Source organism: Arsukibacterium sp., from assembly GCF_033721375.1.
GTDB lineage: Bacteria > Pseudomonadota > Gammaproteobacteria > Enterobacterales > Alteromonadaceae > Alishewanella.
In genome coordinates this window covers 151,165-174,925 of sequence record NZ_JAWWAP010000007.1, presented here as the reverse complement: position 1 = coordinate 174,925, position 23,761 = coordinate 151,165, and the positions used below count along the sequence as shown (strand labels likewise).

Genomic DNA, 23,761 nt, shown 5'->3' with positions numbered 1-23,761 from the left:
AGGTCAGCTGCTCAGGCCAATTGATAGACATCAAGCAGAAAATCGATGCTGATTGTTTTGGTAGCCGCGACAAACGCCAGCCGGCTTTCGCTGGTAAACTTCCAGGCCAGTGGCACCATCTGCAACAAGTTATCGAGCTGCTCTGGCTCACTGATTGCAAGCGGGTAGCTAAGCTGTTGCCGCCTGGTATGGGTAAAGCCAGGCTCCTGTTTTATCTCAGCACTGTGCCGCTTTACCTCACGATACACCGCCTGTTTCATTTCAACTAAGTGCTCGGGCCCCGGGCTGACACTGATAAGATATCCGTCCGGCTTGATAACCCGCTGCAGCTCGTTGTTATCTGACGGCGCGTAAATCCGGATAACACTGTCGAAGCTGTTATCGGCAAAGGGCAGCTGATAGGCACTGGCAACGGCAAATTGGATTGCAGGGTAGTGGCGGGCGGCATATTTAACCGCCGCTTTGGAGATATCAATGCCATTGAGTCTGGTGGCCGGATTTAATACTTGCTGTAACCGGCTGCTGTAATAGCCCTCACCACAACCAAGATCCAGTACAGTTGCCGGCGCGGTTTGCAGCAGCAGCTTATTGACGGCATCGGATAAAGGCTGATAAGCGCCGCTTTGTAAAAAAGCGCGGCGGGCGTCAATCATCAGTTTATTGTCGCCGGGATCTTTCGAGTTTTTCTGTTGTACCGGCAACAGGTTAACATAACCTTCTTTGGCAAGATCAAAACTATGGTTAGCGGCGCACTGATACTGGCGGCCGGTTAACTCTAATGGCTGGCGACAAAGGGGACAAATATACATGCTGACATCCGCGTAAAGAAACCGGCGCAGTGTAACAGCTTGGCAGCTTTGTGCGCAAAGCCTTGCTATAATGCCGGCCACATTAGCTGAGCAACACGATACCGGGGCAGAAACTATGCAGGGTTTGGAATTATGGTCGCTGGATGAGCTGTGCGATCACGCTTTTGATATTTTTGAAGAGCTGGCGGCGGATAACCTCAGCGCTGAGGATTATAACCAGTATCAGCAGCAGTACGAGCAACGCGGTTACGTTGATCTTGTAGTGCCCGGCGAAGAGTGGGTAGAGCTGATTATGCAGGATCTGGAGCCTGAGCTGCATTACGAGGCCCAGATCGGCTTAACCGGGCTGGATGGAAACCCCGATAAAGTGCTGGCCCGCATTTTATTAAGCCGCGAAAAACATGATGGCATCTGCCATGCCCAATGGCGTGGCCAGTAATAAATAAGTGGGCGTGGTCAATAAGAAAGCGGCGTGGCCATTAAAAAACCAAAATAATTTAACCCCTTATTTCATCCTCCGGCGTCTAATCATTAAACACGGAGGATAGCCTATGCAAACCATCAGCTCTGCCAAACCCTTAACCACCCTGAACCGGATGATCAGCAGCCTGCTGCTGGCCGGCTTAGTTACCTTCAGTTTGTTTGCCGTTATGTACCTGCTGATAAAGCCGCCACTGGTGCAGCGACCGCCACAGGTTACGCTGCCGGTTGTGGAATTATTTGTTACTCCTGACGACCCGCCGGTTGTTGTCAAAACTATCCCACCACCGCCGTCAGTTGTAGTGCCACCAGAGAAGGCACCACGTACGCCGGTAGAAGTCACCAATGTCGATCTGCCAGGGCCGGACTTTACCGTGGCGCCTCCGGCAATTAAAACTGAGATCCGGCAGTTTGGCGCTGACAGGGATCAGAGCGCAACGCCGGTAGTCAGGGTTGAACCCCGTTTTCCGGTTGAGGCACTCAGAGACGGTATCAGCGGCTGGGTTAAACTGCGCTTTAGCATTGATGAAACCGGCAGTGTTGCTGATGTTGAAGTAGTGCAGGCGGAGCCGCGGGGGGTATTTGACCGCGAAGCTGCCAGGGCCTTGCGTCGCTGGAAATATCAGCCACAAGTTATTGACGGCAAAGCTATTCGTCAGACAAATTTACAGGTAGTACTCGATTTTACTGTGGATGCTGGCTAAGCTCAGATCAGGCACAAGAGGTAGTTGGCCGTGACGGCGCAACTGACGCTAACAGAAGGATGTGGCTTATGACATGGTCGGTGATGCTTCCATTCTGGTTTAGCCGCAGCAGTTGTGCCGATGAGCTGATGCAACAATTTCAGCAAAGTGGCCAGCTGCAGTGGCTGGAAAAGCTGATAATGCAATGTGGTGATGATTTATATCATTTTTTACTACGTCAGGCCGATGCTGAGCTGGCTGCTGATATCAGCCAGCAATGCTGGTTAAAAGTACTGGAAAACCGCCACAGTTACCGCGCTGAAAGCCGCTTTAAAACCTGGCTGTTTACCCTGGCCAGAAATGCGCTGGTGGATGAATTACGCAAGCAACAGCGCTGGCAGTTAACCGAATGGCAGGAAGGTCAGGGGGCAGCATCGACAGAAATCAGCAACTATGGCAACCCGAATAGCCAAGGTTGCGTCAGCAACCATATTGCTGCGCTACAGCAAAAAGAGCGACTGGCTGCGGCATTAGCGGCACTGCCACCATTGCAGCGCGAAGCCATTTTGTTGCAGCTGGATGAATTCAGCCTGGACGATATTGCCACGATAACCCGCGAGCGGCCTGAAACTATTAAAAGCCGCTTACGCTATGCCCGTGAGCGCTTAGCGCAACTTTTGGGAGAAGATAATGGCTAAGCCCGACTCAGCTGAAAAACCAGCAAATGATAAACTGCCTGATACCGGCTTACCTGATACCGACTTATCTGATGCCAAATTGAGGGCGGCATATCAGGCGCTAAAAGCAGAAGCGCCACTGCCGCATGCGACAAAGCAGCGCATTATGCGCCAGGCAAAACAGGCATCCGCCAATCGCAACTGGCGCTCGTGGTGGTATTTTTCCCAACTGGCACTTGGCTGTGCGGCTTTAGTCTTAGTGCTTAGCTGGGTTAACCCTGCTAAGCTTCCGGCTTATTATCAGATAGATACTGTGCAGCTAAATGCAGGGCAGCTGGACCCCGGGCAGACAGCCAGCGGACAGACAGATGCAAGTGGTGGCGTGGTAGCCAATAACAGTGTAGTAACCACAGTGCAATGGCACCATTTAACCGCAGCAACAGTCGGTGAGCAGGAAAGCGGTATTGTCCGCCAGCGGTTACAATCCCTGAAGGCCCAGCAAAAGCAGTTGCTGCGTGCAGGTGAACTTAGCAGTGAGTTGCACCGGCAGGTAGGTATACTGACCCGACATCAGGACTCGTGGCAGATCGCTATGTGTGACAATATGCAGCTGAATGTGGCAATTGAACTGGTGCAGCAGCTAACAGATATGCTGCAGCTGGACGCACTACCGCAACCACAACTCCAACCTCAGTGGGTTGAACTGAAGTTTGCGCCAACCGGCCATATTCTGGGTATTGCAGCAATGCCGTCAGACCGGCAGGCGGGCCAGTGTCCGGCCGTATAACAGTCAAAGCTGGAAAACCAGCAGGGTTAACAAATTAACACCGACCGATAAAGGCTGGCAAAGGTTAAAAGAAACGGAGCGCAAATGCTGGTACAAGCTAATGACAGTGTGGTGCTGCTGATTGATATGCAGCAAAAGCTGGCACCGGCCATCGCGGATACCAGAGCGGTGGAGCAGGCCGCTGCCTGGGTGTTGCAGGTGGCGCTACAGCTGAATATTCCGATACTGGCAACCGAGCATTACCCTAAAGGGCTCGGCACCACCGTGCCGGGGCTGCGCGAACTACTGGCCGATGAAGCAGTGCTTGAAAAAATTCATTTCAGTGCCTGGCGTGAGCCGGCAATTAAGCAAAAAGTTGCGACCCTCGGCCGGCGCCAGGTTGTGGTGATTGGTACTGAGAGCCATGTTTGTGTGCTGCAAACGGTATTTGATTTGCTGGCGGCAGATTATCAGGTGTTTGTAGTCACTGAGGCGGTGGGCTCCCGTACTCCCGACAATAAACAGCTGGCGCTAAGCCGGATGCAGCAGGCCGGCTGTCAGATCATCAGCAGGGAAATGCTGGCTTTCGAATGGCTGGAGCGGGGCGATCACGAAAGCTTCCGGCAGATAAGCAAAGGCTGGATCTGCTGACACCTTTGACTTCTTAGCGTATACCTGTGCGGTGCCGTTGTTTTGACATAGCATGTTATTCTGCGAGTAATTTATCCAGGGTTGCGGCCAGCCGTACTGCGGCTTGCAGTAAACGTTGCTCCAGCACGTTCTGGTATTTAGCCAGGTAGTTATCATCAATTAACATACCGGGCCGGTAGTCCTGATATAAACCGACAGTGATGCGGGCCGACTCGTTAGTCCAGGCCATAACGTCGCTTTGTCGCCATTGCTGCTGCTGAGCCTCAGTAAGGCTGGCAAACAACTGTTGTTGCTTAGCCGGCTCGTTGTAGCCCAGCTTGGTCAGCATGTTAGTATCCCAGACCCCATGTAAGTTGGAAGGCTCGCCATAAAAATACACGGCAGTGCGGTTGCCACCTAAATCATCGGCAAAGCTGACATGTAAAGGCTGGTGTAAGTCACTGATATAGTGGCTTAAAAAAAGCAATGCCTGCCAGTCTTGTTCGTTCTGTTTGAGCCTTTTCTGCATATCTTCAATAGCGGATAGCACACAGCCGTCCTTCGGACAGTGGCTGCGGGTAACGACCGTTTCGCCGCGCTGCAAATTGATATAGTGCTGCGGTTTAGTCCAGGCGAAGTCGTCTTGCGAACGCACTTCATCCGGCCAGACACAGGCCGGGCCAAAACTTTGGTAAGGGGTTGACTGTAACAGCTTATCAAGTTTCTGCCGGGTGGCAGGCTGAATTAACTGATAACTCATGTCGCAAATCATTATATGGCCACTGCGGCCAAACGCCTGACTGTCGGCAGACATTCCCAGCAACAGGATAGCGGTAAGGGCATAAGCGGCCAGTTTGGATATCACCCGGATAAACGTCATTTTTATTCTCCAACCAGTTGGCTGACTTGCCACAGCAAGCTGGCATCGCCGACACTGGCCGGCGGTGTCGCGGCCAGTAACGGTGCAAGCTCCGTTAATGCCTCGCGCATGTTATCGGCCAGGGTATAGGGTGGGTTAATCACCAGCATACCGCTGCCACTCATGCCAAAACCTGCTTTATCGGGGTAGGGGCAGTATTCAATCCGCAGCTGGTTTTTAATGCCGGTGCCGACAATGGCAGCAATAAAGGCTTCTGCTGCCGCGCGTTCGATTACCGGATACCAGATAGCATAAGTTGCCTGCGGAAAGCGGCGGTAGGCTTCTGTCAGCCCTGCCACTAAATCGTTATATTCACTTTTCAGCTCGTACGGCGGGTCAAGCAGCACCAGGCCGCGTTTTACCAGCGGCGGCAACATGGCTTTAAAGCCGGCATAAGCATCGATATTTTCAATCCGGCTATGGCGACGCCGGGCAAACTGGCTGGCCAGAATAGGGTAGTCGGAGGGGTGTAACTCCGTGGCCTGAATGGAATCCTGCGGTCTTAACATTAAACCGGCAATTTTCGGTGAGCCCGGGTAAAACGCCAGAGTATTATCCGGGTTCAGGCTGTGGATCAGGTTTAAATAACGGGCCAGCTGTGCGGCTTTGGCCTGATACTGCCACAGCCGGCCAATGCCCTGCTGATATTCCGCCGTCTTTTGGGCCTGCTCACTGCCAAGGCTGTATAAGCCCGCGCCGGCATGGCTGTCGTGATAGCACAGCGGCTTATCTTTTTGCAGCAGATAATCGAGAATGGTTACCTGCACCAAATGTTTTAACACATCGGCATGATTGCCGGCATGGTAACTATGGCGATAACTGAGCATGCTGTTCTGGCCCTGATTTGCTGACACCGGTTAATAATGCCGCCAAGGATACTGGGGTAGCGGAAAAATACAAGTAATAGCACGGTAGCGATGCTAAAATTGGCGTCATTTCGCGCTATGCAGGACATTTTAATGGTTGATAAACCAAAACGCGCTGGCCGCAGCCAGCAGCCACGAGCCACGACCCCAGGCAATAAACCCGCTAATAAAGCAAAGCATTCAGCCGCCGGCAAAGACGTCATGCAAAAGCCGTGGCTGAAAAAGACAGCAGCAGCCAAAAGCAACGCTAATCCGGCCCGTCAGTCAGCGCAAAGCGCAGTTAAGAGCCCAGCCCATAGCCATGGCGACGAGAGCAAAGTATACGGCGAAAACGCTTGCCGGGTTTTGTTCAGTCAGCGGCCAGAAGCCATTATTCGTTTGTATATTTCGCAGCAGCTGGCCCCCCGGTTTGCTGATGTGATGAAATATTTAGCAGCTGAGAAAAAAGCCTATCATATCGTCGAAGATGCTGAACTGGAGAAAGTCGCGGCCAGTCAGCATCATGGCGGTATTGTGCTGCTGGTTAAACGCAAACCCATCACCGGTATTGCCCAATATCTTAGTCAGACTAAACCCCGCCGGGACTGCTTGCTGGCGCTGGATGGTGTCGGCAACCCGCATAATTTAGGAGCTATTGCCCGCACCTGTGCGCACTTTGGCGTTACCGGCATTATTATGCGTGAGCCGCAGTTGCTGCAATCCGGCGCGGCCCTTCGCACTGCAGAGGGCGGTGGGGAATTTATCAGCCCGTTGAGCTGTGATGATATGCCGCTGGCGCTGCAGCTGTGTAAGCAGGCCGGCTACAGCCTGGTAACCACTTCCAGCCATAACGGCCAGTCGCTGTATCAGACAGCCTTGCCGCAAAAGGTGGTGATTGTATTTGGTGAAGAAATGTTTGGCGTATCAAAAGCCGTGGCCAGCCGCGCGGATATTGCGTTGCAAATTCCCGGTAGTGGCAAGGTTGAATCACTGAACGTCAGTGTCGCTGCCAGTTTAATTGTCGGCGAGTGGTACCGCCAGCATAGCGAAAATAATAGCCTGCTTTAAAAGCCACTGAACAGCTGGCGCAGTTGCTGAGTCTGGCGTCGGCTGACTTCTATTTGCTGGCCATCGCGAAGTACTGCCAGCATAGAGCCTGAACTTATCCCCGCTTCAATATGTTCAATAGCATCCAGCCGGACAATGTCGGCCCGGCTGGTTTTAAAGAAAAATGCCGGGTCCAGTTTTTGCTCTATTCTGGCCAGTGAACTGTGCAGATAACTTTTGCCATAAGCGCTGTACACTGCAGCATGGTTGCCAATGCATTCAAAGCGGTAAATTTCCTGTAAGCGGACAATACGGTTAATATCGCCAAACTTCAGTAAAATACCATGATGTTCCGGTAAAAAGTGTGCTGCAGCTGGCTGCTCTGCCAGCTCAGACTGCTGGCCATTACTGTCTGCTGCCGGCAGACGGGCAATGGTTTTTGCCAGTCGCTCTGGCGCAACCGGTTTTAATAAGTAATCAATGGCATTTAGTGAAAACGCATCCAGGGCATAGCTGTTAAAGGCGGTAACAAAGACAAAACGGATGCGGGCAGGAATGTCCTGCGCCAGCTCGATGCCCGTTACCTCTGGCATCTGAATATCCAGAAATACCAAATCGATTGGCTCTGCTGCCAGTATCGCCAGCGCGTCGGCGGCACTGGCGGCTTCGGCCACCACCTCGCATTGCGGATGCGCCTGCAATAAACGTTTCAGCTCGGTACGGGCCAGCCGCTCGTCATCAACAATTAAGGTTTTAAAGGGACGGGGCATAAGGCAGCTCCAGATGCACAGTAAAATGGCTGTCGCTCTGCTTCGTACTGATGCTGGCCTGATCGCCGTACATCAGTTGCAGCCGTTTGCGGCAATTACTCAGCCCGGTAGCGGTGCCCTGACAGCTGGTTTTCGCCCCGACAGTGTTAATGATCTGCAGTTGCCAGCGGTTTCCGTGCCTGAGGGCGCTTATGTCTATACTGCCGGGTGCCGCATTCGGGCTGATGCCGTGCTTTACGGCGTTTTCCAGCAACGTCAGTAAGCACAGGGTTGGCAGGCGTTGCTGCAAAACATCATCGGCCAGCCGGACTTCAAGCTGCAGCCGTTGTTCCAGCCTTACCTGCTCAATTTTCAGATAGTGCAAGCATAGCTGCCATTCTTCCTCCAGGCTGGCGGTAGGCCGCAGGTGCGCCTGTAAATGCACCCGGAACAATTCAGCCAGCTGGGTTACCGTATCAGCGGCTTTATGCTGATCTTCAAAAATAAGCGCGCGGATACTGTTTAAGGCATTAAATAAAAAATGCGGATTAAGCTGATTAGTCAGTTGCTGCAGCCTGGCCTGCTGCATTTCCTGTTGTAAAGCTTTACGGCTCTGGCGCATTTGCCAGCCCAGATACAGTAAGCTCCAGAAGATAAATAAGCTCAGGTGCATCAGCCACATCATCACCACCAGCGTCGCCAGCGAGAATTGCATCTGCAGGCCTTCAACACTGTCTTTATTAACCAAAGTGACTTGCTGCATATCAGTGCTGCTTAGTGCCGGTAAAAACGAAATAAAAGTGCTAAACAGCGCCAGTAACAGCGCTGCGACGGCCAACCAGCAGCCGAGTTTCAACCCGGCGCCAAAGGTAAAGCCGCGCTGGTAAAAAATTTTCAGTGACGGGCGCAGCAGAAAATGGCTAACCAGTACAAAGCATATGGCTTCAAGCAGATAACGAATAAAGAATATAACCACTAAGCCATTTTGCTCATCTTGCATAAAAGGCAGGCTATACAGCAAGTAAAAGCTGACAAACAGCAAGAACGTCAGCAGCTGACCAATCCGGTAGCTGCGGTTGGTGTGCCAGCACAGCTGCCAGTGCTGGCGCCAGTAGCTAAGCTGATCATTCATAACGTAAGGCATCAATCGGGTTTAAGCGGGCGGCTTTTATTGCTGGCGCCAGGCCAAATACCACACCAATTAAGGTGGTAAAACCTATCGCCAGCAGCACGGCCCATAACGGAATTAATGCTTCGGGCATCGCTGGCATCATCAGGCCGATAAAACTGGCCACCCCGGCGCCTAATGCCAGGCCAATAATGCCGCCAAACAGCGACAGCACCAGCGCCTCTACCAGAAACTGGATCAGAATAAACTGCGGCGTGGCACCCAGTGCTTTGACAATACCAATTTCCCGGGTGCGTTCGGTTACGGAGACCAGCATAATATTCATTACCCCAATACCGCCAACCAGCAGGCTGATACTGACCACGCCGCCGGCAACCAGAGTAATGGTGCGGGTGATGGTATTAAACTGCTCGATCATTCGCTCGGCACTGACAAATTCAAACGGATCCGGCTCATCTGCCGCCAGTTTATAGTGCTGGCGCAGGATAGCGCGCATTTGCTGTTGTATTTGCTCGGCATCAGCGCCGGCAGCGGGGCGGAACATCACATCAATATTGCGGGCTGCCCGCTCACCACTGAGTGACAGGATGGTACTGAACGGCGCAATAATATAGTTATCCTGATCAAAACCAAACATACTGCCGCGGGTTTCCGCCACGCCGATAATCCGGAACCAGTCACCCGATAAATTGATAAATTCGCCAACCGGGTTATCGGGTAAATCAAGCTTCTTGATTAACGATGAGCCAATAAACGCCACCCGGCGCCGGCGGTCATCGTCACTGGCAGAGATAAACCGGCCTGCTTCAGGATACACCCGCACCACATTCTGATAGCTGCTGTCGGTGCCGATAATTTGTGACTGGGCGGTATTCCGGCCATATTGCACCTGCGAGCCCATACTGAATGCCTGCATTGTGGCTGTCATATCGTCGACATTACTGACCCGGCTTTTCAGCAGCAGGAAGTCGTCATAATGCAGCCGGTTCTGAATACCCAGCATTTGCTGGTTAGTCGGGGTGTAGGCGCGCAACGTAATCATATCGCTGCCTAAATCATCCAGCTGACTGGTAATACTGTGGCTCAGCCCCTGCATAATCGCGACAACGGTAATTACTGCTGCCACACCAATAATAATACCCAGGGTGGTCAGCGCGCTGCGCAGGCCATGGGCGCGAATAGAGGCAAAGGCTGCTTTACTGCCTTCAAAGCTGGCATGAAGTAATTTAAGCATGGCCGGCAGCTCCTGGCGGATTGCGAAAATCCTGTTCAATTTCACCGTCGACCAGCCGGATCACCCGCTGACAGTGATCGGCAATATCCTGCTCATGGGTCACCAGAATAATGGTATGGCCTTCCTGGTGCAGCTGGTCAAATAAAGCCATAATATCGTTGCTGGTTTTACTGTCCAGATTACCGGTCGGCTCGTCGCCCAGCAAAATCCGTGGCCGGGTAACTAACGCCCGGGCAATGGCAACCCGCTGACGCTGACCACCCGACAGCTGGTTCGGTAAATTGCCGGTTTTATCTGCCAGGCCAACCCGTTGCAGGGCTTCCAGTGCCAGTTTTTTGCGCTCATTATTCGCCATTAAACGGTAAATGAGCGGTTGCATAACATTCGCCAGTACCGTTGCCCGTGGCAGCAGATTAAAGCTTTGGAATATAAAACCGACAGCTTCGTTGCGCAGTCCGGCCAGCTCGGTTTCATTCATCGTTGACACATCCCGGTTCGCCAGCTGGTAGTGGCCGGCGCTTGGTGTATCAAGACAACCGAGGATATTCATCAGCGTGGATTTACCGGAACCGGATGGGCCGATAATGGCAACATAGTCATTTTCATTAATAGCCAGATTAACCTGTTTCAGGGCATAAAATGTCTCATCTGCCATCTGATAACTTTTACTGACCTGTTGCAACTGAATTACCGCGTTGCTCATATCAGTATTCCTGCCGTTCCGGGTTAAGCCGCCGGCCTTCAGCCAGGCCAAGCATAGTGCGCGCCGGGCCGACAATCACTTCGTCATCCACCTGCAGGCCGCTCAGTACTTCCTGGGCAATATCGGTGGCCATGCCAAGGGTAACGGTTTGTTTAACCGCAAAGTTATCCACCACTTTCCAGACAAAGTACGCCGCTTCCGGCTGCTGAGTGCTTTGCTGAATGGCTGCTATTGGCACCTGCAGGCTTTGCTGCTTTTGCGACAGAATAATTTCAGCGCGGCAACTCATGCCAGGATAAAGCGCGATGTCATCCGGTTGCAGCAGCACTTTCACCCGGAACGACAGGCTCTGGCTCTGATTAAGATACCTGGCTGAGGTGGCAATTTGAATTACTTCACCTTTAATGGCCTGGTGCGGATAAGCCGCAGCATAAACCTCAGCCTGCTGGCCCAGGTGAACATTGGCAATATCGGCCTCGTCTACCCGCAGCTCGGCCAGAATAGCGCTTGGATCAGCGAGGGTCATTAACGGGCTGCCGATAATATTGGTGCTGCCGGCAATAACGGTTTCACCGGGTTTAATATCAACGGTGGCCAGTAAGCCGGCAATAGGGGCCCTGTATAGGGTTTTACTCAGATTATCTTCTGCCATAGCCAGCATCGCCTGGCCTTGTTGCAATGCGGCTTCTGCCGAGCGGACATTAATTCTGGCAATGTCCAGCTGGCTTTGCAGGCTGTCGATGGTTTCCTGCTGAATAAGCCCGCTGTTATAGAGTTGCTGTTGCCGGTCAAACTGGCGCTGCAAATCCGCCAACTGGGCGTTCGCCCTGGCAATATCAATTTGCTGGCTTTGCACCATGGCGCGGTTACGGTTAACGTCTGCGGCAAAAGCGGTGTCGTCGAGGCGCATCAACATCTGGCCTTTGGTCACCGTTTCGCCTTCTTCCACCAACACTTCCAGCACCCGGCCGGTGACCTCAGAGCGGATCTGGATTTGGGTGTTAAATTCCAGATTACCTGAGGCCAGAATACTGTCAGCGAGGGCGCCTTCTGTCACCAGCGCCGTGGTGACACTGGTGGTTTGTTGTTGTTTACGGTATTGACTCAGGCTAATCAGACCGACCAGTACAGCGACAATTACCAGCAATATCAGCAATTTTTTCATTGGTTACTTCCGTTTAACCGTTTCAGATAAATACAGCCCACAGCCCGTATATCACCAGTAAGGGGGCAAAGCCCAGCAGTGCGCTTTTTGCTGCGCTGTAGCCGCTCCAGCAATGCAGACCGACCGCAAATAGCGCGGCTATCCACAGAAACATCAGGTTGAAGCTTTCAGCCCATGTATACCAAGCATTGCCAGGCTCCAGTCCAAGCAATAACTGGTTTATTGTTAGATAGTTGGCAGTGGTTAACGGTAAATTTGGATCAGTGCTGATAAGCACCAGCACAATAAGGCCCAGCATACTTAACACAGCGGGCATATTGCTCCACACCGCCATGGCGTACCAGTCACCATAAGGACGCTTATGGCCGGGGTTACCGACCAGCATCAGATATACAGCCATAATGGCCAGCATAATAGGGGTCATTATCAGAATAGTGGCGACTGAAATAATGCCGAATTTATCAGCCATCTGCCCCATAACCGCCCGGCTTTGCTCAATTTCTGCCGGGGTCAGACTATGTGCAGCCTGGGCGATTTGCTGCTCGACTATCCACTCGGGGCTCATGCCGGCATAAAAATACCAGAGGCCGAATGCATGCACGGCCAATATGATAACCAAGGCTATCCAGCTCCAGCCTTTTTTCTCTGGTAAGGTATTAAACAGTTGTTTGGGCGCAACATAAATATCTAAAAGCGCCTGTCCGATATTTTTACTCATAACAATTCTCCATGTGTTATTCAGTTTTATTTTTATTAAGCACCGTTTTATTCAGTAAGTTGCCACTGAAGGCAACACCTATCAGCGCACACCATGCTATAACAGATAAGCCTGCCGGGATATTGGCCAGCACAATTTTGCCCAGGTGTTTGCGGTTAAAAAATAGCGCGATCAGGCTTGGAACAAAATAAATAACGAGAAATAAGGGTACAAACCAAAGCAAAAAGCCAGCACTGCTTTGCTGATAGACATGTAACCATTCAGTAGAATCAAACATAACATGCTCCTTGTTGTTAACATAAAAGTTAAATGTAACGATTTTTGTCATAACTCAGTGCAGTCAACATAAAGCATCGCAGCCATTGCAACGGTAAAAAAATGATAAACGGTAATATCGGGTGATTTTCGGCAGATAAAGCTAAGGAAAGGAGGTCGCAGTTTGCCAGCTTAAGCGCTTGCGGCAACAAACGGCAGTTAAACCGGGGGCTGCTCGCCAATATACTGAAAGCGGGCCAGCTCCTCGCCGGCAATGGTAACCGTTTCAGTGAACATGCTGGCCGGACGGGCCCAGAGGCCAAAATCGCCATAGTGTGCCCGGTAGATCACCAGCCACTGTTCTGTTTCACTGTGCCTGGCTAAATCGATAACCTGATAATAGGCGCCTTTGTAATGCTGATAATAACCCCGGGCAATATCAGGTTCAGCGGGGTTATCCCGCTCAGGGCTGTTAATTCGCTCAGGGCTGTTATTCCGCTCAGGGCTGTTAATTCGCTCAGGGCTGTTGTTCATACCAGCCCTCAAAAATAATCTGTGCTGAGACGCTATCTACTTTATCTTTGCTCAATTTACGATATCCGCCTTCGGCAAACAGCCGGCTGCGGGCATCGGCGGTAGATAAGCGCTCGTCATGAAATTCTACCGGCAAGCCGAACCGGCCATGCAGCCGGTTAGCAAATTTACGGGTGCGGCTGGTAAAATCCTGCTCACTGCCATCCATATTAAGAGGTAACCCCACCAACAGCAATTGGGGTTGCCAGTCAGCAATAAGTTTGGCTATCTGCTGCCAGTCAGGGATGCCATCCTGGGCTTTTAATGCCGGTAATAAGCTGGCGCTGCCGGTAAGATCGTTGCCTACCGCCACGCCAATACTTTTGGTGCCGTAATCAAAACTGAGTACGGTTTTACTGCTACTCATCAGGCGTGACCTGCCTCAGTGGTCAGCTGCCACGGCTTAATACCCATTTTAGCCGTCGCAGAGTTCCATTTTTCAGCATGGCTTAAATCAAAAATAATATCGTTGTCAGCCGGGATCACTAACCAGCTGTTATCGGCTATTTCCTGCTCAAGCTGGCCCGGGGTCCAGCCCGCATAACCAAGCGCCAGTAAAAATTTCTCCGGTGCCTCTGCGGTGGTTAAGTCTGTCAAAATATCTTTGGAGGTGGTCACCATCAGGCCGTTATTTAACACTAAACTGCTGCTGTAACCGTCTTTCGGGCTGTGCAGCACAAAGCCGCGATCGCTTTGAATGGGCCCGCCGGCACAGACGGCGCTGCTTGCTACCTTACTTTTATGATCAAACTCAATTTGCAGTTGTTGTAATAATTCGGCCACGGTCACGTTTAAAGGATGATTAATAACAATGCCCATGGCACCTTCGGCACTGTGTTCACAAATATAGGTGACGCTGCGCTTAAACATCGGGTCGTCCAGCGCTGGCATAGCAATTAAAAAGTGATCCTGGAAATCTTGCATAACAACCTCACTTTTGCAGTTAGAGCATTGTGGTTACTGCAGAGTTAATGCAGTAACGTGGTTACGGCACTCAGGTTACATTCAGACGTCGTTCGATTGCATCGAATAACATACCGGTAATACTAACCGGATAGGCCGCCTCGATTTCACGAATACAGGTGGGACTGGTGACATTTATCTCAGTAAGCTTATCACCAATTACGTCTAATCCCACAAAAATAAGTCCTTTTTCTTTTAATACCGGGCCGAGCGCCCGCGCTATCGCCCAGTCGGACTCAGACAACGGACGCGCTTCACCGCGGCCACCAGCCGCCAGATTACCTCGGGTTTCGCCACTGGCCGGGATCCGTGCCAGACAATAGGGTACCGGCTCGCCGTCTACTACCAGGATCCGTTTATCACCTTCGTTAATCTTAGCAATGTATTGCTGCGCCATCGCATAGCGGCTGCCATGTTCGGTTAAGGTTTCAATTATAACGCTGACATTCGGATCGCCCGGTTGCAGCCGGAATATAGAGGCGCCCCCCATGCCGTCCAGCGGTTTCAGTATGATGTCCTGCTCTGCTTTAAAAAACGCTTTTAGGCGGGCTGCATCGCGGCTTACCAGGGTTTTCGGGGTGAACTGGCTAAACCAGGCGGTGTACAGTTTTTCGTTGGCATCACGCAGGCTTTGCGGCTTATTAACAATCAGGCTGCCGGCTTGCTCGGCCCGCTCCAGAATATAAGTTGCATAAATATACTCGGTATCAAACGGCGGATCTTTACGCATTAAAATAACGTTTAACTCACTAAGGGCGATATCCTGCTCTTTATTAAACTGATACCAGCGCTGACTGTCCTCACGCACGGTCAGGGTTTTAGTCGTCGCGCGTGCTTCGCCTTCCAGCAGGTATAAGTCAGCCATTTCCATATAATGAATTTCATAGCCGCGATGCTGAGCTTCAAGCAACATGGCAAAGCTGGAATCTTTTTTAATAGTGATCTGGCTGATAGGGTCCATAACAACCCCTAGTTTAATTGCGCTCATAATACCCTCAGGCGAGATCGCCAAATTGCAATTGTAAGGCGCTGATTGCGCTCAGCGCCGCTGTTTCTGTACGAAGCACCCGTGGCCCTAGCTGAATGCCAGTAAAACCAGCCTGGCTGGTGGCCGCAACTTCAGTATCAGTAAAGCCGCCTTCCGGGCCGATCACCAGCCTGATATGCTGACTGGCTGTTAAGGTTTTAATGGTGGCGCTGGCTCTTGGATCCAAGGTCAGCTGCAATGAATTTGTATTTTGGGCCAGCCATTTCTCTAATGGCATGGCTGGGTGTACCGTCGGAATAACGCTGCGGCCACATTGTTCGCAGGCACTGATAGCAATTTTCTGCCACTGTTCATTGCGTTTTGTCAGCCGCTCGCCGTCCAGCTTTACGCCGCAGCGCTCGGTAAACAGGGGGGTGATTTCAGTAACCCCCAGTTCAACGGCTTTTTGAATAGCAAAATCCATCCGGTCACCGCGTGATATTGCCTGGCCAAGATGTATTTGAAGCGGCGACTCTACCGGGTTAGCCTGAACGTCGGTGATACGGACAATAACCTGCTTTTTAGTCACTTCAGTAATAGTAGCAGCGTAGTTATTGCCATCACCGTTAAATAACTGCAGTGCCTGGTCCGGTTGCATCCGCAGTACCCGGCCAACATGGTTGGCCGCCTCGTCATCAAGTTGCAAATTGGCATTGATTGCCATGGGGTGCGGCGTAAAAATTCTTGGGATGCGCATCCACAATACTCCGGCCTGAAAAGAGAGTAATGGTAGCAGGGAAAAAGGCTTTCCAAAATAAAAAACCGCTGCAATTGCAGCGGTTTCAGATTAAAGGTAATTACAATAATTACTGAACAGCAGGTGGGAATGAATAGCTTGAGCCAATGCCCAATGGGATATCCAGCGCCCAGAAACCTAGAAGGAAACAGGTCCAGAGAATTAACATTGCAATAGAGTAGGGTAGCATCAGTGCAATAAGGGTACCGATACCAGTAGATTTAACATACTTCTGACAAAACACCACTACCAGAGGAAAATACGGCAGAAGGGGGGTAATAATATTAGTAGAAGAATCACCTACCCGGTATGCTGCCTGGGTTAAATCAGGTGATACACCCAGTTCCATCAGCATCGGTACCATCACCGCGCCAATTAATGCCCACTTAGCAGATGCTGAACCGACCACTAAATTGACAAACCCTGATAAAAATACAATACCAATCAGGGTAAAGCCCATCGGGAAGGCCATTTCCTGCAACCAGTTGGCGCCTTTAATGGCCAGCAGCGCGCCAAGGTTTGACTGACCGAAAGCATAAATAAACTGGGCACAGAAAAACGCCATAACGATGTAGTAGCCCATGCCGCTCATCGCCTTACTCATACCTTTGATGATTTCACGATGATTATTAGCTGTGCCAGATACATAGCCGTAAACAATGCCCGGGATTAAAAAGAAGATAAAAATAATACTGACGATTGATTGCATTAGTGGTGCAGCGAATACCAGCAGATTACTCTGGCCTTCAGCAAGCACTGTTCCTGCCGGGGCACGCCAGGCAGAAGTTTCGGGTAGTGTTGACAGCACAAGCAGAACAATACTCAACAGCATTGAGATACTGGCCCAGCGTAGACCTTTCCGCTCGTTTGGCTTAAGGTCGTCCATTTTAGGCATGTCAGCCGGATCACCATCAACTACCGTTGCTTTCAGTCGTGGTTCAATAAACTTATCAGTTAACAGCCAGCCTATCAGCACCACTAAAACAGTGGATGCGGTGGTGAAATAATAATTATTCATCGGGCTGATAAACATTTCTGCTGCGGCCGGATCGGCCGATAACCGTGCCGAAACCTGAGTAAGACCAGATAGCAGCGGGTCCAGACTGGAAGGCAATACTGTTGCCGAGAAACCGCCTGATACCCCAACAAAGGCTGCCGCTATACCAGCCAGGGGATGGCGACCAGCCGCATAAAAAATTACTGCACCTAATGGAATAACCAGAACATAACCGGCGTCGACTGCCATATGGCTGACCACACCAACAAATACCAGAACCGGGGTAAGCAGCATTTTGGGGGTGACGCTTAGAATAGAACGCAAACCGGCATTAATAAAACCGGTATATTCGGCAACCCCTAAGCCCAGCATGGCCACCAGCACCACACCCAGCGGTGGGAAAGTAACGAATGTATTAACCATTTTTGCCATAAAGGTGGCTAAAGAATCGGCTTGTAACAGGTTGTTGACTAAAATAGCTTCGCCGGTACGGGGGTCGACTTCGTTAAAAGTGACACCAGACAGCAGCCATGAAGCCAGCCATACCACAACCATTAACAGGGCGAATAGTACCGCCGGATCGGGTAATTTATTACCGACAACTTCAATTCCGTTCAGCGCACGGTTCAGCCAACCGGTTTTTACGGCAGCAGTTTGCTCAGACATAATATTTCCTTTGACCTTATAATCTTTCTTATCTTTTTAGTTTGTCAGCTGCTATTACGTGCAGCTTACCCCTGGAAGGTAAAACGCCTTTATCATACACAAAACGCTCGTGCAGGTAAGTGGAAAATCAGCTGAAGTGCCAATTAAAAAGGAAAAAGAGAGCCGAAGCTCTCCTTTATACCTATTCGCTATTAAGAATGGGTTACTTTGCGTACTGACGCAGTATATCGGCTTTATCCGTCTGCTCCCACGGGAACTCGCTGCGACCAAAGTGGCCGTAAGCGGCGGTGGCGCCGTAGATAGGCCGCTCCAGATCCAGCATTTCAATCAGGCCGTAAGGCCGCAGGTCAAAGTGTTCACGAACCAGTTTAATCAGCTGCTCTTCAGACAATTTACTGGTCCCAAAGGTTTCCAGGCTGATAGAGGTAGGTTCAGCCACACCAATGGCGTACGAAACCTGCAACTCACAGCGGTCTGCCAGGCCGGCAGCGACAATGTTCTTCGCAACATAGCGCGCGGCGTAAGCAGCTGAGCGATCAACTTTTGACGGGTCTTTACCAGAGAAAGCACCGCCACCATGGCGTGCCATACCGCCATAGGTATCAACGATAATTTTACGACCGGTTAAGCCGCAGTCGCCCATCGGGCCGCCAATAACAAAGCGACCAGTCGGGTTAATAAAATATTTGGTGCTTTTGGTTAACCATTCAGCGGGCAATACCGGCTTGATAATGGTTTCCATAACGGCTTCACGTAAGTTTTCAGTGCTGATGGTATCGCAGTGCTGGGTTGATAACACCACGGCATCAATGCCTACCGGTTTGCCGTCTTCATAAATAAAACTTAACTGTGACTTGGCATCCGGCCGCAACCAGGGCAGGGTTCCGTCTTTGCGCACCTGAGCCTGGCGTTGTACCAGACGGTGAGCATAGGTTACCGGTGCCGGCATTAATACATCAGTCTCGTTGCTGGCATAACCAAACATTAAGCCCTGATCGCCCGCACCCTGTTCCCGTGGGTCGTGCTTGTCTACGCCCTGATTAATATCCGGCGACTGTTTGCCGATGGCATTTAATACGGCACAGGAATCGGCATCAAAGCCCATATCAGAATGGGTATAACCAATTTCACGGACGGTTTTACGGGTCAGTTCTTCAATATCAACCCAGGCTGTAGTGGTAATTTCACCACCTACCAGCACCATCCCGGTTTTAACAAAAGTTTCGCAGGCAACACGGGCCTTCGGGTCTTGTTCCAGAATTGCATCTAATACTGCATCGGAGATTTGATCGGCGATTTTGTCCGGATGTCCTTCAGATACCGACTCAGAAGTAAAAATATGTTGTGCCATCTGTGTATTCCACCAAAGTTGGTTAATTCATCACGCTGGGGGCCAAAATACCGTTGTGTCAGGCCTGATCTGCTGCCTGACCCTTGCCGCCAGAAAAATAGCCGCTTATTTTAGTGAAACAGACCGGCCTTGGCTAGTAATATTTGACGCCCAGACGTCTTTAATGCCAAAGTTTACGCTAAAGTTAACAGGTCGATCACATCAAACCGGAAAATACTCACTGTCACGGATTATCATTTGCCATCTGGACGGCAGTAAGTGAAAATAACGGCCAAGTTTTATGTCATCCTCATTACAGCCACCAGCAGGAGCTACAATGCCATCTCGTAAACAACTCGCCAATGCAATCCGTGCCTTAAGTATGGATGCCGTTCAAAAAGCAAAATCAGGCCACCCCGGCGCCCCTATGGGCATGGCAGATATTGCAGAAGTTCTGTGGCGGGATTACCTGAAGCATAACCCGGCTAACCCGGCCTGGGTCGACCGCGACCGGTTTATTTTATCAAATGGTCATGGTTCTATGCTGTTGTATTCGCTGTTGCATCTGAGCGGCTATGATTTAACCATTGACGACCTTAAACAATTCCGCCAGTTGCATTCCAGAACGCCTGGTCATCCTGAGTATGGCTATGCCCCGGGTGTTGAAACCACCACAGGGCCGCTTGGCCAGGGTATTACCAACGCCGTAGGTATGGCGCTGGCCGAAAAAGCGTTGGCGGCGCAGTTTAACAAGCCGGATTTTCCGGTGGTGGATCACTATACCTATGCGTTTTTAGGTGACGGCTGTTTAATGGAAGGCATATCGCATGAAGCCTGTTCTATTGCCGGCACCCTGGGTTTAAACAAGCTTATCGCCTTCTGGGATGACAATGGTATTTCAATTGACGGCCACGTTGAAGGCTGGTTTACCGATGATACCCCGGCGCGGTTTGCGGCTTATGGCTGGCATGTAATTGCTAATGTCGATGGTCATAGCAGTGATGCGGTAAAAGCGGCGATAGCGCAAGCGCAGGCGCAGACAGATAAACCCACCCTGATTTGCTGCAAAACGGTTATTGGCTATGGTGCGCCAAATAAAGGTGGCAGTCATGACTGTCACGGTGCGCCACTGGGTGATACTGAAATTGCTGCCGCCCGTGATTATCTGCAATGGCCACATGGGCCGTTCGAAGTTCCAGATGACATTTACGCCCAGTGGAGTGCCCACGAGAAGGGAGCTGCGGCCGAGCAGCAATGGAACAGCTTATTTGCCGCTTATCAGAAGGTTCACCCGGAACTTGCTGCTGAGTTCAGCCGTCGTACCGCCGGAGCATTGCCGGCCAACTGGGCTGAGCAATCACAGGCTTATATTGAGAAACTGCAGGCCAACCCGGCGACGATTGCCAGTCGCAAAGCGTCGCAGAATGCCCTGAATGCGTTTGGTCCGTTACTGCCTGAACTGCTGGGTGGCTCGGCCGATTTAGCCGGTTCGAACCTGACCATCTGGGATGGTTCTAAAGCACTGACGGCGGAAGATGCCAGTGGCAACTACGTGTATTATGGCGTGCGGGAATTTGGCATGTCAGCCATGATGAATGGCATTGCGCTGCACGGTGGTTTTGTGCCGTACGGTGCGACTTTTTTAATGTTTATGGAATATGCCCGCAATGCCGTGCGCATGGCGGCCCTGATGAAGCAGCGGGTGATCTTTGTCTATACTCACGACTCAATCGGTTTGGGTGAAGATGGCCCGACTCACCAGCCGGTAGAGCAGCTGGTCAGTTTACGTGCCACGCCAAATTTAACGAACTGGCGGCCCTGTGATCAGGTAGAATCTGCCGTCGCCTGGCAGGCGGCGATTGAGCGCAACGATGGCCCGACAACATTAATCTTCAGCCGGCAGAATCTGGTGCAGCAAGCGCGTGATGCGGCCACAGTCAGTAATATAAGACGCGGTGGTTATGTGCTGCTGGACAGCGAAAAACAGCCAGAGCTTATCATTATTGCTACCGGCTCCGAGGTTGAGCTGGCGGTTCAGGCTGCAAAAACGCTGACAGAGCAGGGCAAGCAGGTGCGGGTAGTGTCAATGCCCTCAACCGATGTGTTCGATGCCCAGGACGCCGCCTACCGCGAAACAGTGCTGCCTGCTGCGATAACTAAACGAATAGCAGTTGAAGCGGGTATAGTTGACAGCTGGTATAAATATGTCGGCTTAGCCGGTGATATTATCGGCATGACCAGTTTTGGCGAGTCGGCGCCGGCCGAGCAGCTGTTTAAACACTTTGGCATTACTGCTGAGGCTATTGTGCAGGCGGCAACCAGACAATTTAACGGCTAGCGGTTAGCTTAAACAATTTCGGGGCCGCTTTGCGGTCCCGATCCTATATGGTGATATCGTCATTAAACTGGCAATTAACGGCTTTGGCCGGATTGGCCGCAATATATTGCGGGCTATTTATGAAAATGGTTGGCAGCAACAGTTACAGGTTGTTGCTATTAATGAGCTGGCCGATGCCAAAGGCGTCGCCCATTTGTTGAAATACGATACCTCGCATGGCCGGTTTGGCTTTGAGGTAGCGTCATTTGCCGGTGGTATCCGGGTCGCTGGCGATGATATTGCGTTATTTAGTGAAGCTGACCCGCTGGAACTGCCCTGGGCCGAGCTGGATGTTGATATTGTATTAGAGTGCACTGGCGTATTTCATAGCCGGCAGCATGCCAGCTGGCATTTAACCGCCGGGGCTAAAAAGGTGTTATTTTCTCATCCGGCCGACACCGATATCGACGCCACTATTATATATGGCATTAACCAGCAACTGCTCAGCGGCGAAATGACAGTAGTATCAGCCGGTTCATGCACCACAAATTGCATTGTGCCGGTTATTCAGGTACTCGATCAGCATTTTGGCGTAGAAAGCGGCACCATTACTACTATTCATGCTTCGATGCATGATCAGCAGGTAATTGATGCCTACCATCCGGACTTACGGCGCACCCGGGCAGCCAGTCAGTCAATTATCCCGGTAGACACTAAACTGGCGCTGGGAATAGAACGGATACTGCCTAAATTTGCCGGCAGGTTTGAAGCGATTGCCGTGCGGGTGCCCACAGTTAACGTTACCGCCATGGATTTAAGTGTTACCTTGCATCAGGATGTCAGCATCGACAAGGTTAATAAGGTACTGCAACAAGCCGGTGTTACCAGTTTGGCCGGCATTCTGGATTATACTGAAGAGCCGTTGGTGTCTGTTGATTTTAATCATAACCCCCACTCCTGCATTGTCGATGGCTCCCAGACCCGGGTCAGCCATAAACGCCTGGTGAAATGCCTGGTGTGGTGCGATAACGAATGGGGTTTTGCCAACAGAATGCTCGATACAGCGCGGGCCATGCTGCAACAATATTAATGACAAGGAGCAAATAATGAGCGTTATTCGGATGAGTGATCTGGATTTAGCCGGTAAGCGGGTGTTAATCCGGGAAGACTTAAATGTGCCGGTTAAAGAGGGCAAAGTGACCTCGGATGCCCGGTTAAAGGCAGCGATACCAACCTTGCAGCTGGCATTGGATAAAGGTGCTAAAGTCATGGTGATGTCACACCTTGGCCGCCCGGAAGAGGGGGCTTTTGCAGCAGAGGCTTCATTGCAGCCGGTGGTAGATTATCTGGCTCAGGCGCTGACAGTGCCAGTGCGACTTGCCAGCGACTATCTGCAAGGGGTTGAAGTTAATAGCGGCGAAGTTGTGGTGTTTGAAAATGTCCGCTTTAACAACGGTGAAGCGAAAAACGATGATCAGCTGGCAAAGCAGCTGGCTGCGCTTTGCGATGTGTTTGTGATGGATGCTTTTGGCACCGCACACCGGGCCCAGGCTTCCACTCATGGAGTGGCAAAATATGCGCCGGTTGCCTGTGCTGGCCCGCTGCTGGTCGCTGAGCTTGATGCATTAGGCGCGGCATTAAAGAATCCGAAACGTCCGCTGGTAGCGATTGTCGGTGGCTCTAAGGTATCAACCAAGTTGACGGTGCTCGAGTCGTTATCCGGCATAGTTGACCAGTTGATTGTCGGCGGTGGTATCGCCAACACCTTTATTGCTGCTGAGGGCAACAATGTTGGCAAATCGTTGTACGAGCCGGATTTAATTCCGGAAGCGAAACGGCTTATCGAGCAGGCCAGGGCGCGCGGAGCGATGATTCCGGTGCCAACCGACGTGGTTGTTGGTCAGGAATTCAGTGAGCAAACTGTGGCCAGTTTAAAACTGGCGTCAGATGTCGCCAGTACCGAAATGATTTTTGACGTGGGGCCGGCCACCATCGGCCAGCTAACCGATATTCTGAAAAATGCCGGTACCATTGTCTGGAATGGCCCGGTGGGTGTATTTGAATTTGAACAATTTGCGGCCGGTACCAAAGCCGTAGCGCAGGCGATTGCCAGCAGTGATGCCTTCTCGATTGCTGGCGGTGGTGATACCCTTGCTGCGATTGATAAATTTGGTATTGCTGCGGACGTATCTTACATTTCAACCGGCGGCGGCGCTTTTTTAGAGTTTCTAGAAGGCAAAACCTTACCGGCAGTCGCTATACTGGAGCAACGCGCCAAAGACAGCCAATAAAAACGACGTGCTGGCGGCGTCATAAAAAATTCATAATAAAATAAATACGACA

At 51.3% G+C, this 23,761-nt stretch carries 26 protein-coding genes; 9 read left to right on the top strand and 17 right to left on the bottom strand.

Annotation, left to right across the window (positions count from 1 at the left end):
- Positions 1 to 11 precede the first annotated feature (11 nt).
- Positions 12 to 809: a 23S rRNA (guanine(745)-N(1))-methyltransferase gene (rlmA, locus tag R3187_RS12495; RefSeq protein ID WP_318967387.1), complete on the bottom strand. Its 798-nt coding sequence runs from the start codon at positions 807 to 809 to the stop codon at positions 12 to 14.
- 70 nt (positions 810 to 879) lie between these two features.
- On the opposite strand from rlmA, the gene R3187_RS12490 reads away from it, so the two are divergent.
- From R3187_RS12490 to R3187_RS12470, 5 genes are all read left to right on the top strand, one after another.
- Positions 880 to 1,248 (top strand): DUF440 family protein, encoded by a 369-nt coding sequence (locus R3187_RS12490; protein WP_318967386.1) that lies wholly within the window; start codon positions 880 to 882, stop codon positions 1,246 to 1,248.
- Positions 1,249 to 1,360: 112 nt separating this feature from the next.
- On the top strand, positions 1,361 to 1,993 hold the full coding sequence (locus tag R3187_RS12485; protein WP_318967385.1) for a TonB family protein: 633 nt from the start codon (positions 1,361 to 1,363) through the stop codon (positions 1,991 to 1,993).
- 68 nt (positions 1,994 to 2,061) lie between these two features.
- Positions 2,062 to 2,670 (top strand): sigma-70 family RNA polymerase sigma factor, encoded by a 609-nt coding sequence (locus tag R3187_RS12480; RefSeq protein ID WP_318967384.1) that lies wholly within the window; start codon positions 2,062 to 2,064, stop codon positions 2,668 to 2,670.
- Positions 2,663 to 3,436 carry a hypothetical protein gene (locus tag R3187_RS12475; RefSeq protein WP_318967383.1) on the top strand — a complete coding sequence of 258 codons (774 nt, stop codon included), beginning with the start codon at positions 2,663 to 2,665 and terminating at the stop codon, positions 3,434 to 3,436. The genes R3187_RS12480 and R3187_RS12475 overlap by 8 nt, the downstream gene beginning before the upstream one ends.
- Positions 3,437 to 3,520: 84 nt before the next feature.
- Positions 3,521 to 4,066, top strand: coding sequence for a hydrolase (locus R3187_RS12470; RefSeq protein ID WP_318967382.1), 546 nt, complete (start codon positions 3,521 to 3,523; stop codon positions 4,064 to 4,066).
- Positions 4,067 to 4,121: 55 nt separating this feature from the next.
- On the opposite strand, the gene R3187_RS12465 is transcribed toward R3187_RS12470, so the two are convergent.
- Together R3187_RS12465 and R3187_RS12460 are read right to left on the bottom strand one after the other, a co-directional pair.
- Positions 4,122 to 4,925: a S1/P1 nuclease gene (locus R3187_RS12465; RefSeq protein ID WP_318967381.1), complete on the bottom strand. Its 804-nt coding sequence runs from the start codon at positions 4,923 to 4,925 to the stop codon at positions 4,122 to 4,124.
- Positions 4,926 to 4,927: 2 nt separating this feature from the next.
- Entirely contained in the window at positions 4,928 to 5,818 is an 891-nt protein-coding gene (locus tag R3187_RS12460; RefSeq protein WP_318967380.1) for a 23S rRNA (adenine(2030)-N(6))-methyltransferase RlmJ, read from the bottom strand.
- Positions 5,819 to 5,923: 105 nt separating this feature from the next.
- Here R3187_RS12460 and R3187_RS12455 point away from each other — a divergent pair, with 105 nt between their 5' ends.
- Positions 5,924 to 6,877 (top strand): tRNA/rRNA methyltransferase, encoded by a 954-nt coding sequence (locus R3187_RS12455; protein ID WP_318967379.1) that lies wholly within the window; start codon positions 5,924 to 5,926, stop codon positions 6,875 to 6,877.
- On the opposite strand, the gene R3187_RS12450 is transcribed toward R3187_RS12455, so the two are convergent.
- The 14 genes from R3187_RS12450 to metK form a co-directional block, all read right to left on the bottom strand.
- Positions 6,874 to 7,626 carry a LytTR family DNA-binding domain-containing protein gene (locus tag R3187_RS12450; RefSeq protein ID WP_318967378.1) on the bottom strand — a complete coding sequence of 251 codons (753 nt, stop codon included), beginning with the start codon at positions 7,624 to 7,626 and terminating at the stop codon, positions 6,874 to 6,876. The two genes, R3187_RS12455 and R3187_RS12450, sit on opposite strands and share 4 nt — an antisense overlap.
- On the bottom strand, positions 7,610 to 8,737 hold the full coding sequence (locus R3187_RS12445; protein WP_318967377.1) for a sensor histidine kinase: 1,128 nt from the start codon (positions 8,735 to 8,737) through the stop codon (positions 7,610 to 7,612). Before R3187_RS12445 ends, R3187_RS12450 begins: the two co-directional genes overlap by 17 nt.
- Positions 8,730 to 9,968 carry an ABC transporter permease gene (locus tag R3187_RS12440; RefSeq protein ID WP_318967376.1) on the bottom strand — a complete coding sequence of 413 codons (1,239 nt, stop codon included), beginning with the start codon at positions 9,966 to 9,968 and terminating at the stop codon, positions 8,730 to 8,732. Before R3187_RS12440 ends, R3187_RS12445 begins: the two co-directional genes overlap by 8 nt.
- Positions 9,961 to 10,671: an ABC transporter ATP-binding protein gene (locus R3187_RS12435; protein ID WP_318967375.1), complete on the bottom strand. Its 711-nt coding sequence runs from the start codon at positions 10,669 to 10,671 to the stop codon at positions 9,961 to 9,963. Before R3187_RS12435 ends, R3187_RS12440 begins: the two co-directional genes overlap by 8 nt.
- Before the next feature lies 1 nt (position 10,672).
- The gene (locus R3187_RS12430) at positions 10,673 to 11,836 is read right to left on the bottom strand and encodes an efflux RND transporter periplasmic adaptor subunit (protein WP_318967374.1); all 1,164 of its coding nucleotides are present in this window, start codon (positions 11,834 to 11,836) and stop codon (positions 10,673 to 10,675) included.
- Between the two features lie 22 nt (positions 11,837 to 11,858).
- Positions 11,859 to 12,554: a YIP1 family protein gene (locus R3187_RS12425; RefSeq protein WP_318967373.1), complete on the bottom strand. Its 696-nt coding sequence runs from the start codon at positions 12,552 to 12,554 to the stop codon at positions 11,859 to 11,861.
- Between the two features lie 16 nt (positions 12,555 to 12,570).
- Positions 12,571 to 12,831: a superinfection immunity protein gene (locus R3187_RS12420; protein WP_318967372.1), complete on the bottom strand. Its 261-nt coding sequence runs from the start codon at positions 12,829 to 12,831 to the stop codon at positions 12,571 to 12,573.
- Positions 12,832 to 13,028: 197 nt separating this feature from the next.
- A complete protein-coding gene (locus tag R3187_RS12415; protein WP_318967371.1) occupies positions 13,029 to 13,343 on the bottom strand; it encodes a DUF1653 domain-containing protein in 315 nt (104 codons plus the stop codon).
- A complete protein-coding gene (gene ruvX / locus R3187_RS12410; RefSeq protein ID WP_318967370.1) occupies positions 13,327 to 13,749 on the bottom strand; it encodes a Holliday junction resolvase RuvX in 423 nt (140 codons plus the stop codon). The genes R3187_RS12415 and ruvX overlap by 17 nt, the downstream gene beginning before the upstream one ends.
- Positions 13,749 to 14,306: a YqgE/AlgH family protein gene (locus R3187_RS12405; protein WP_318967369.1), complete on the bottom strand. Its 558-nt coding sequence runs from the start codon at positions 14,304 to 14,306 to the stop codon at positions 13,749 to 13,751. Before R3187_RS12405 ends, ruvX begins: the two co-directional genes overlap by 1 nt.
- Positions 14,307 to 14,376: 70 nt before the next feature.
- Positions 14,377 to 15,333, bottom strand: a complete 957-nt coding sequence (gene gshB, locus R3187_RS12400; protein ID WP_318967368.1) for a glutathione synthase — start codon at positions 15,331 to 15,333, stop codon at positions 14,377 to 14,379.
- Between the two features lie 7 nt (positions 15,334 to 15,340).
- Entirely contained in the window at positions 15,341 to 16,069 is a 729-nt protein-coding gene (gene rsmE, locus R3187_RS12395) for a 16S rRNA (uracil(1498)-N(3))-methyltransferase (RefSeq protein ID WP_318967367.1), read from the bottom strand.
- A gap of 109 nt (positions 16,070 to 16,178) precedes the next feature.
- On the bottom strand, positions 16,179 to 17,771 hold the full coding sequence (locus tag R3187_RS12390; RefSeq protein WP_318967366.1) for an AbgT family transporter: 1,593 nt from the start codon (positions 17,769 to 17,771) through the stop codon (positions 16,179 to 16,181).
- A gap of 202 nt (positions 17,772 to 17,973) precedes the next feature.
- Complete coding sequence (gene metK, locus R3187_RS12385; RefSeq protein ID WP_318967365.1) at positions 17,974 to 19,122, bottom strand: methionine adenosyltransferase; 1,149 nt, start codon at positions 19,120 to 19,122, stop codon at positions 17,974 to 17,976.
- A gap of 316 nt (positions 19,123 to 19,438) precedes the next feature.
- On the opposite strand from metK, the gene tkt reads away from it, so the two are divergent.
- The 3 genes from tkt to R3187_RS12370 are packed head-to-tail and all read left to right on the top strand — an operon-like array spanning position 19,439 to position 23,709.
- On the top strand, positions 19,439 to 21,439 hold the full coding sequence (tkt, locus tag R3187_RS12380; RefSeq protein WP_318967364.1) for a transketolase: 2,001 nt from the start codon (positions 19,439 to 19,441) through the stop codon (positions 21,437 to 21,439).
- Positions 21,440 to 21,494: 55 nt separating this feature from the next.
- On the top strand, positions 21,495 to 22,508 hold the full coding sequence (gene epd / locus R3187_RS12375; RefSeq protein ID WP_318967500.1) for an erythrose-4-phosphate dehydrogenase: 1,014 nt from the start codon (positions 21,495 to 21,497) through the stop codon (positions 22,506 to 22,508).
- Between the two features lie 16 nt (positions 22,509 to 22,524).
- Positions 22,525 to 23,709, top strand: coding sequence for a phosphoglycerate kinase (locus R3187_RS12370; protein WP_318967363.1), 1,185 nt, complete (start codon positions 22,525 to 22,527; stop codon positions 23,707 to 23,709).
- Positions 23,710 to 23,761 lie beyond the last annotated feature (52 nt).

What these genes read in the sequence shown, in the direction of transcription:
- rlmA (WP_318967387.1), bottom strand. Translation starts at nt 809, where the DNA reads ATGTATATTTGTCCCCTTTGTCGCCAGCCATTAGAGTTAACCGGCCGC.
- R3187_RS12490 (WP_318967386.1), top strand. Translation starts at nt 880, where the DNA reads ATGCCGGCCACATTAGCTGAGCAACACGATACCGGGGCAGAAACTATG.
- R3187_RS12485 (WP_318967385.1), top strand. Translation starts at nt 1,361, where the DNA reads ATGCAAACCATCAGCTCTGCCAAACCCTTAACCACCCTGAACCGGATG.
- R3187_RS12480 (WP_318967384.1), top strand. Translation starts at nt 2,062, where the DNA reads ATGACATGGTCGGTGATGCTTCCATTCTGGTTTAGCCGCAGCAGTTGT.
- R3187_RS12475 (WP_318967383.1), top strand. Translation starts at nt 2,663, where the DNA reads ATGGCTAAGCCCGACTCAGCTGAAAAACCAGCAAATGATAAACTGCCT.
- R3187_RS12470 (WP_318967382.1), top strand. Translation starts at nt 3,521, where the DNA reads ATGCTGGTACAAGCTAATGACAGTGTGGTGCTGCTGATTGATATGCAG.
- R3187_RS12465 (WP_318967381.1), bottom strand. Translation starts at nt 4,925, where the DNA reads ATGACGTTTATCCGGGTGATATCCAAACTGGCCGCTTATGCCCTTACC.
- R3187_RS12455 (WP_318967379.1), top strand. Translation starts at nt 5,924, where the DNA reads ATGGTTGATAAACCAAAACGCGCTGGCCGCAGCCAGCAGCCACGAGCC.
- R3187_RS12450 (WP_318967378.1), bottom strand. Translation starts at nt 7,626, where the DNA reads ATGCCCCGTCCCTTTAAAACCTTAATTGTTGATGACGAGCGGCTGGCC.
- R3187_RS12445 (WP_318967377.1), bottom strand. Translation starts at nt 8,737, where the DNA reads ATGAATGATCAGCTTAGCTACTGGCGCCAGCACTGGCAGCTGTGCTGG.
- R3187_RS12440 (WP_318967376.1), bottom strand. Translation starts at nt 9,968, where the DNA reads ATGCTTAAATTACTTCATGCCAGCTTTGAAGGCAGTAAAGCAGCCTTT.
- R3187_RS12435 (WP_318967375.1), bottom strand. Translation starts at nt 10,671, where the DNA reads ATGAGCAACGCGGTAATTCAGTTGCAACAGGTCAGTAAAAGTTATCAG.
- R3187_RS12430 (WP_318967374.1), bottom strand. Translation starts at nt 11,836, where the DNA reads ATGAAAAAATTGCTGATATTGCTGGTAATTGTCGCTGTACTGGTCGGT.
- R3187_RS12425 (WP_318967373.1), bottom strand. Translation starts at nt 12,554, where the DNA reads ATGAGTAAAAATATCGGACAGGCGCTTTTAGATATTTATGTTGCGCCC.
- R3187_RS12420 (WP_318967372.1), bottom strand. Translation starts at nt 12,831, where the DNA reads ATGTTTGATTCTACTGAATGGTTACATGTCTATCAGCAAAGCAGTGCT.
- R3187_RS12415 (WP_318967371.1), bottom strand. Translation starts at nt 13,343, where the DNA reads ATGAACAACAGCCCTGAGCGAATTAACAGCCCTGAGCGGAATAACAGC.
- ruvX (WP_318967370.1), bottom strand. Translation starts at nt 13,749, where the DNA reads ATGAGTAGCAGTAAAACCGTACTCAGTTTTGATTACGGCACCAAAAGT.
- R3187_RS12405 (WP_318967369.1), bottom strand. Translation starts at nt 14,306, where the DNA reads ATGCAAGATTTCCAGGATCACTTTTTAATTGCTATGCCAGCGCTGGAC.
- gshB (WP_318967368.1), bottom strand. Translation starts at nt 15,333, where the DNA reads ATGAGCGCAATTAAACTAGGGGTTGTTATGGACCCTATCAGCCAGATC.
- rsmE (WP_318967367.1), bottom strand. Translation starts at nt 16,069, where the DNA reads ATGCGCATCCCAAGAATTTTTACGCCGCACCCCATGGCAATCAATGCC.
- R3187_RS12390 (WP_318967366.1), bottom strand. Translation starts at nt 17,771, where the DNA reads ATGTCTGAGCAAACTGCTGCCGTAAAAACCGGTTGGCTGAACCGTGCG.
- metK (WP_318967365.1), bottom strand. Translation starts at nt 19,122, where the DNA reads ATGGCACAACATATTTTTACTTCTGAGTCGGTATCTGAAGGACATCCG.
- tkt (WP_318967364.1), top strand. Translation starts at nt 19,439, where the DNA reads ATGCCATCTCGTAAACAACTCGCCAATGCAATCCGTGCCTTAAGTATG.
- R3187_RS12370 (WP_318967363.1), top strand. Translation starts at nt 22,525, where the DNA reads ATGAGCGTTATTCGGATGAGTGATCTGGATTTAGCCGGTAAGCGGGTG.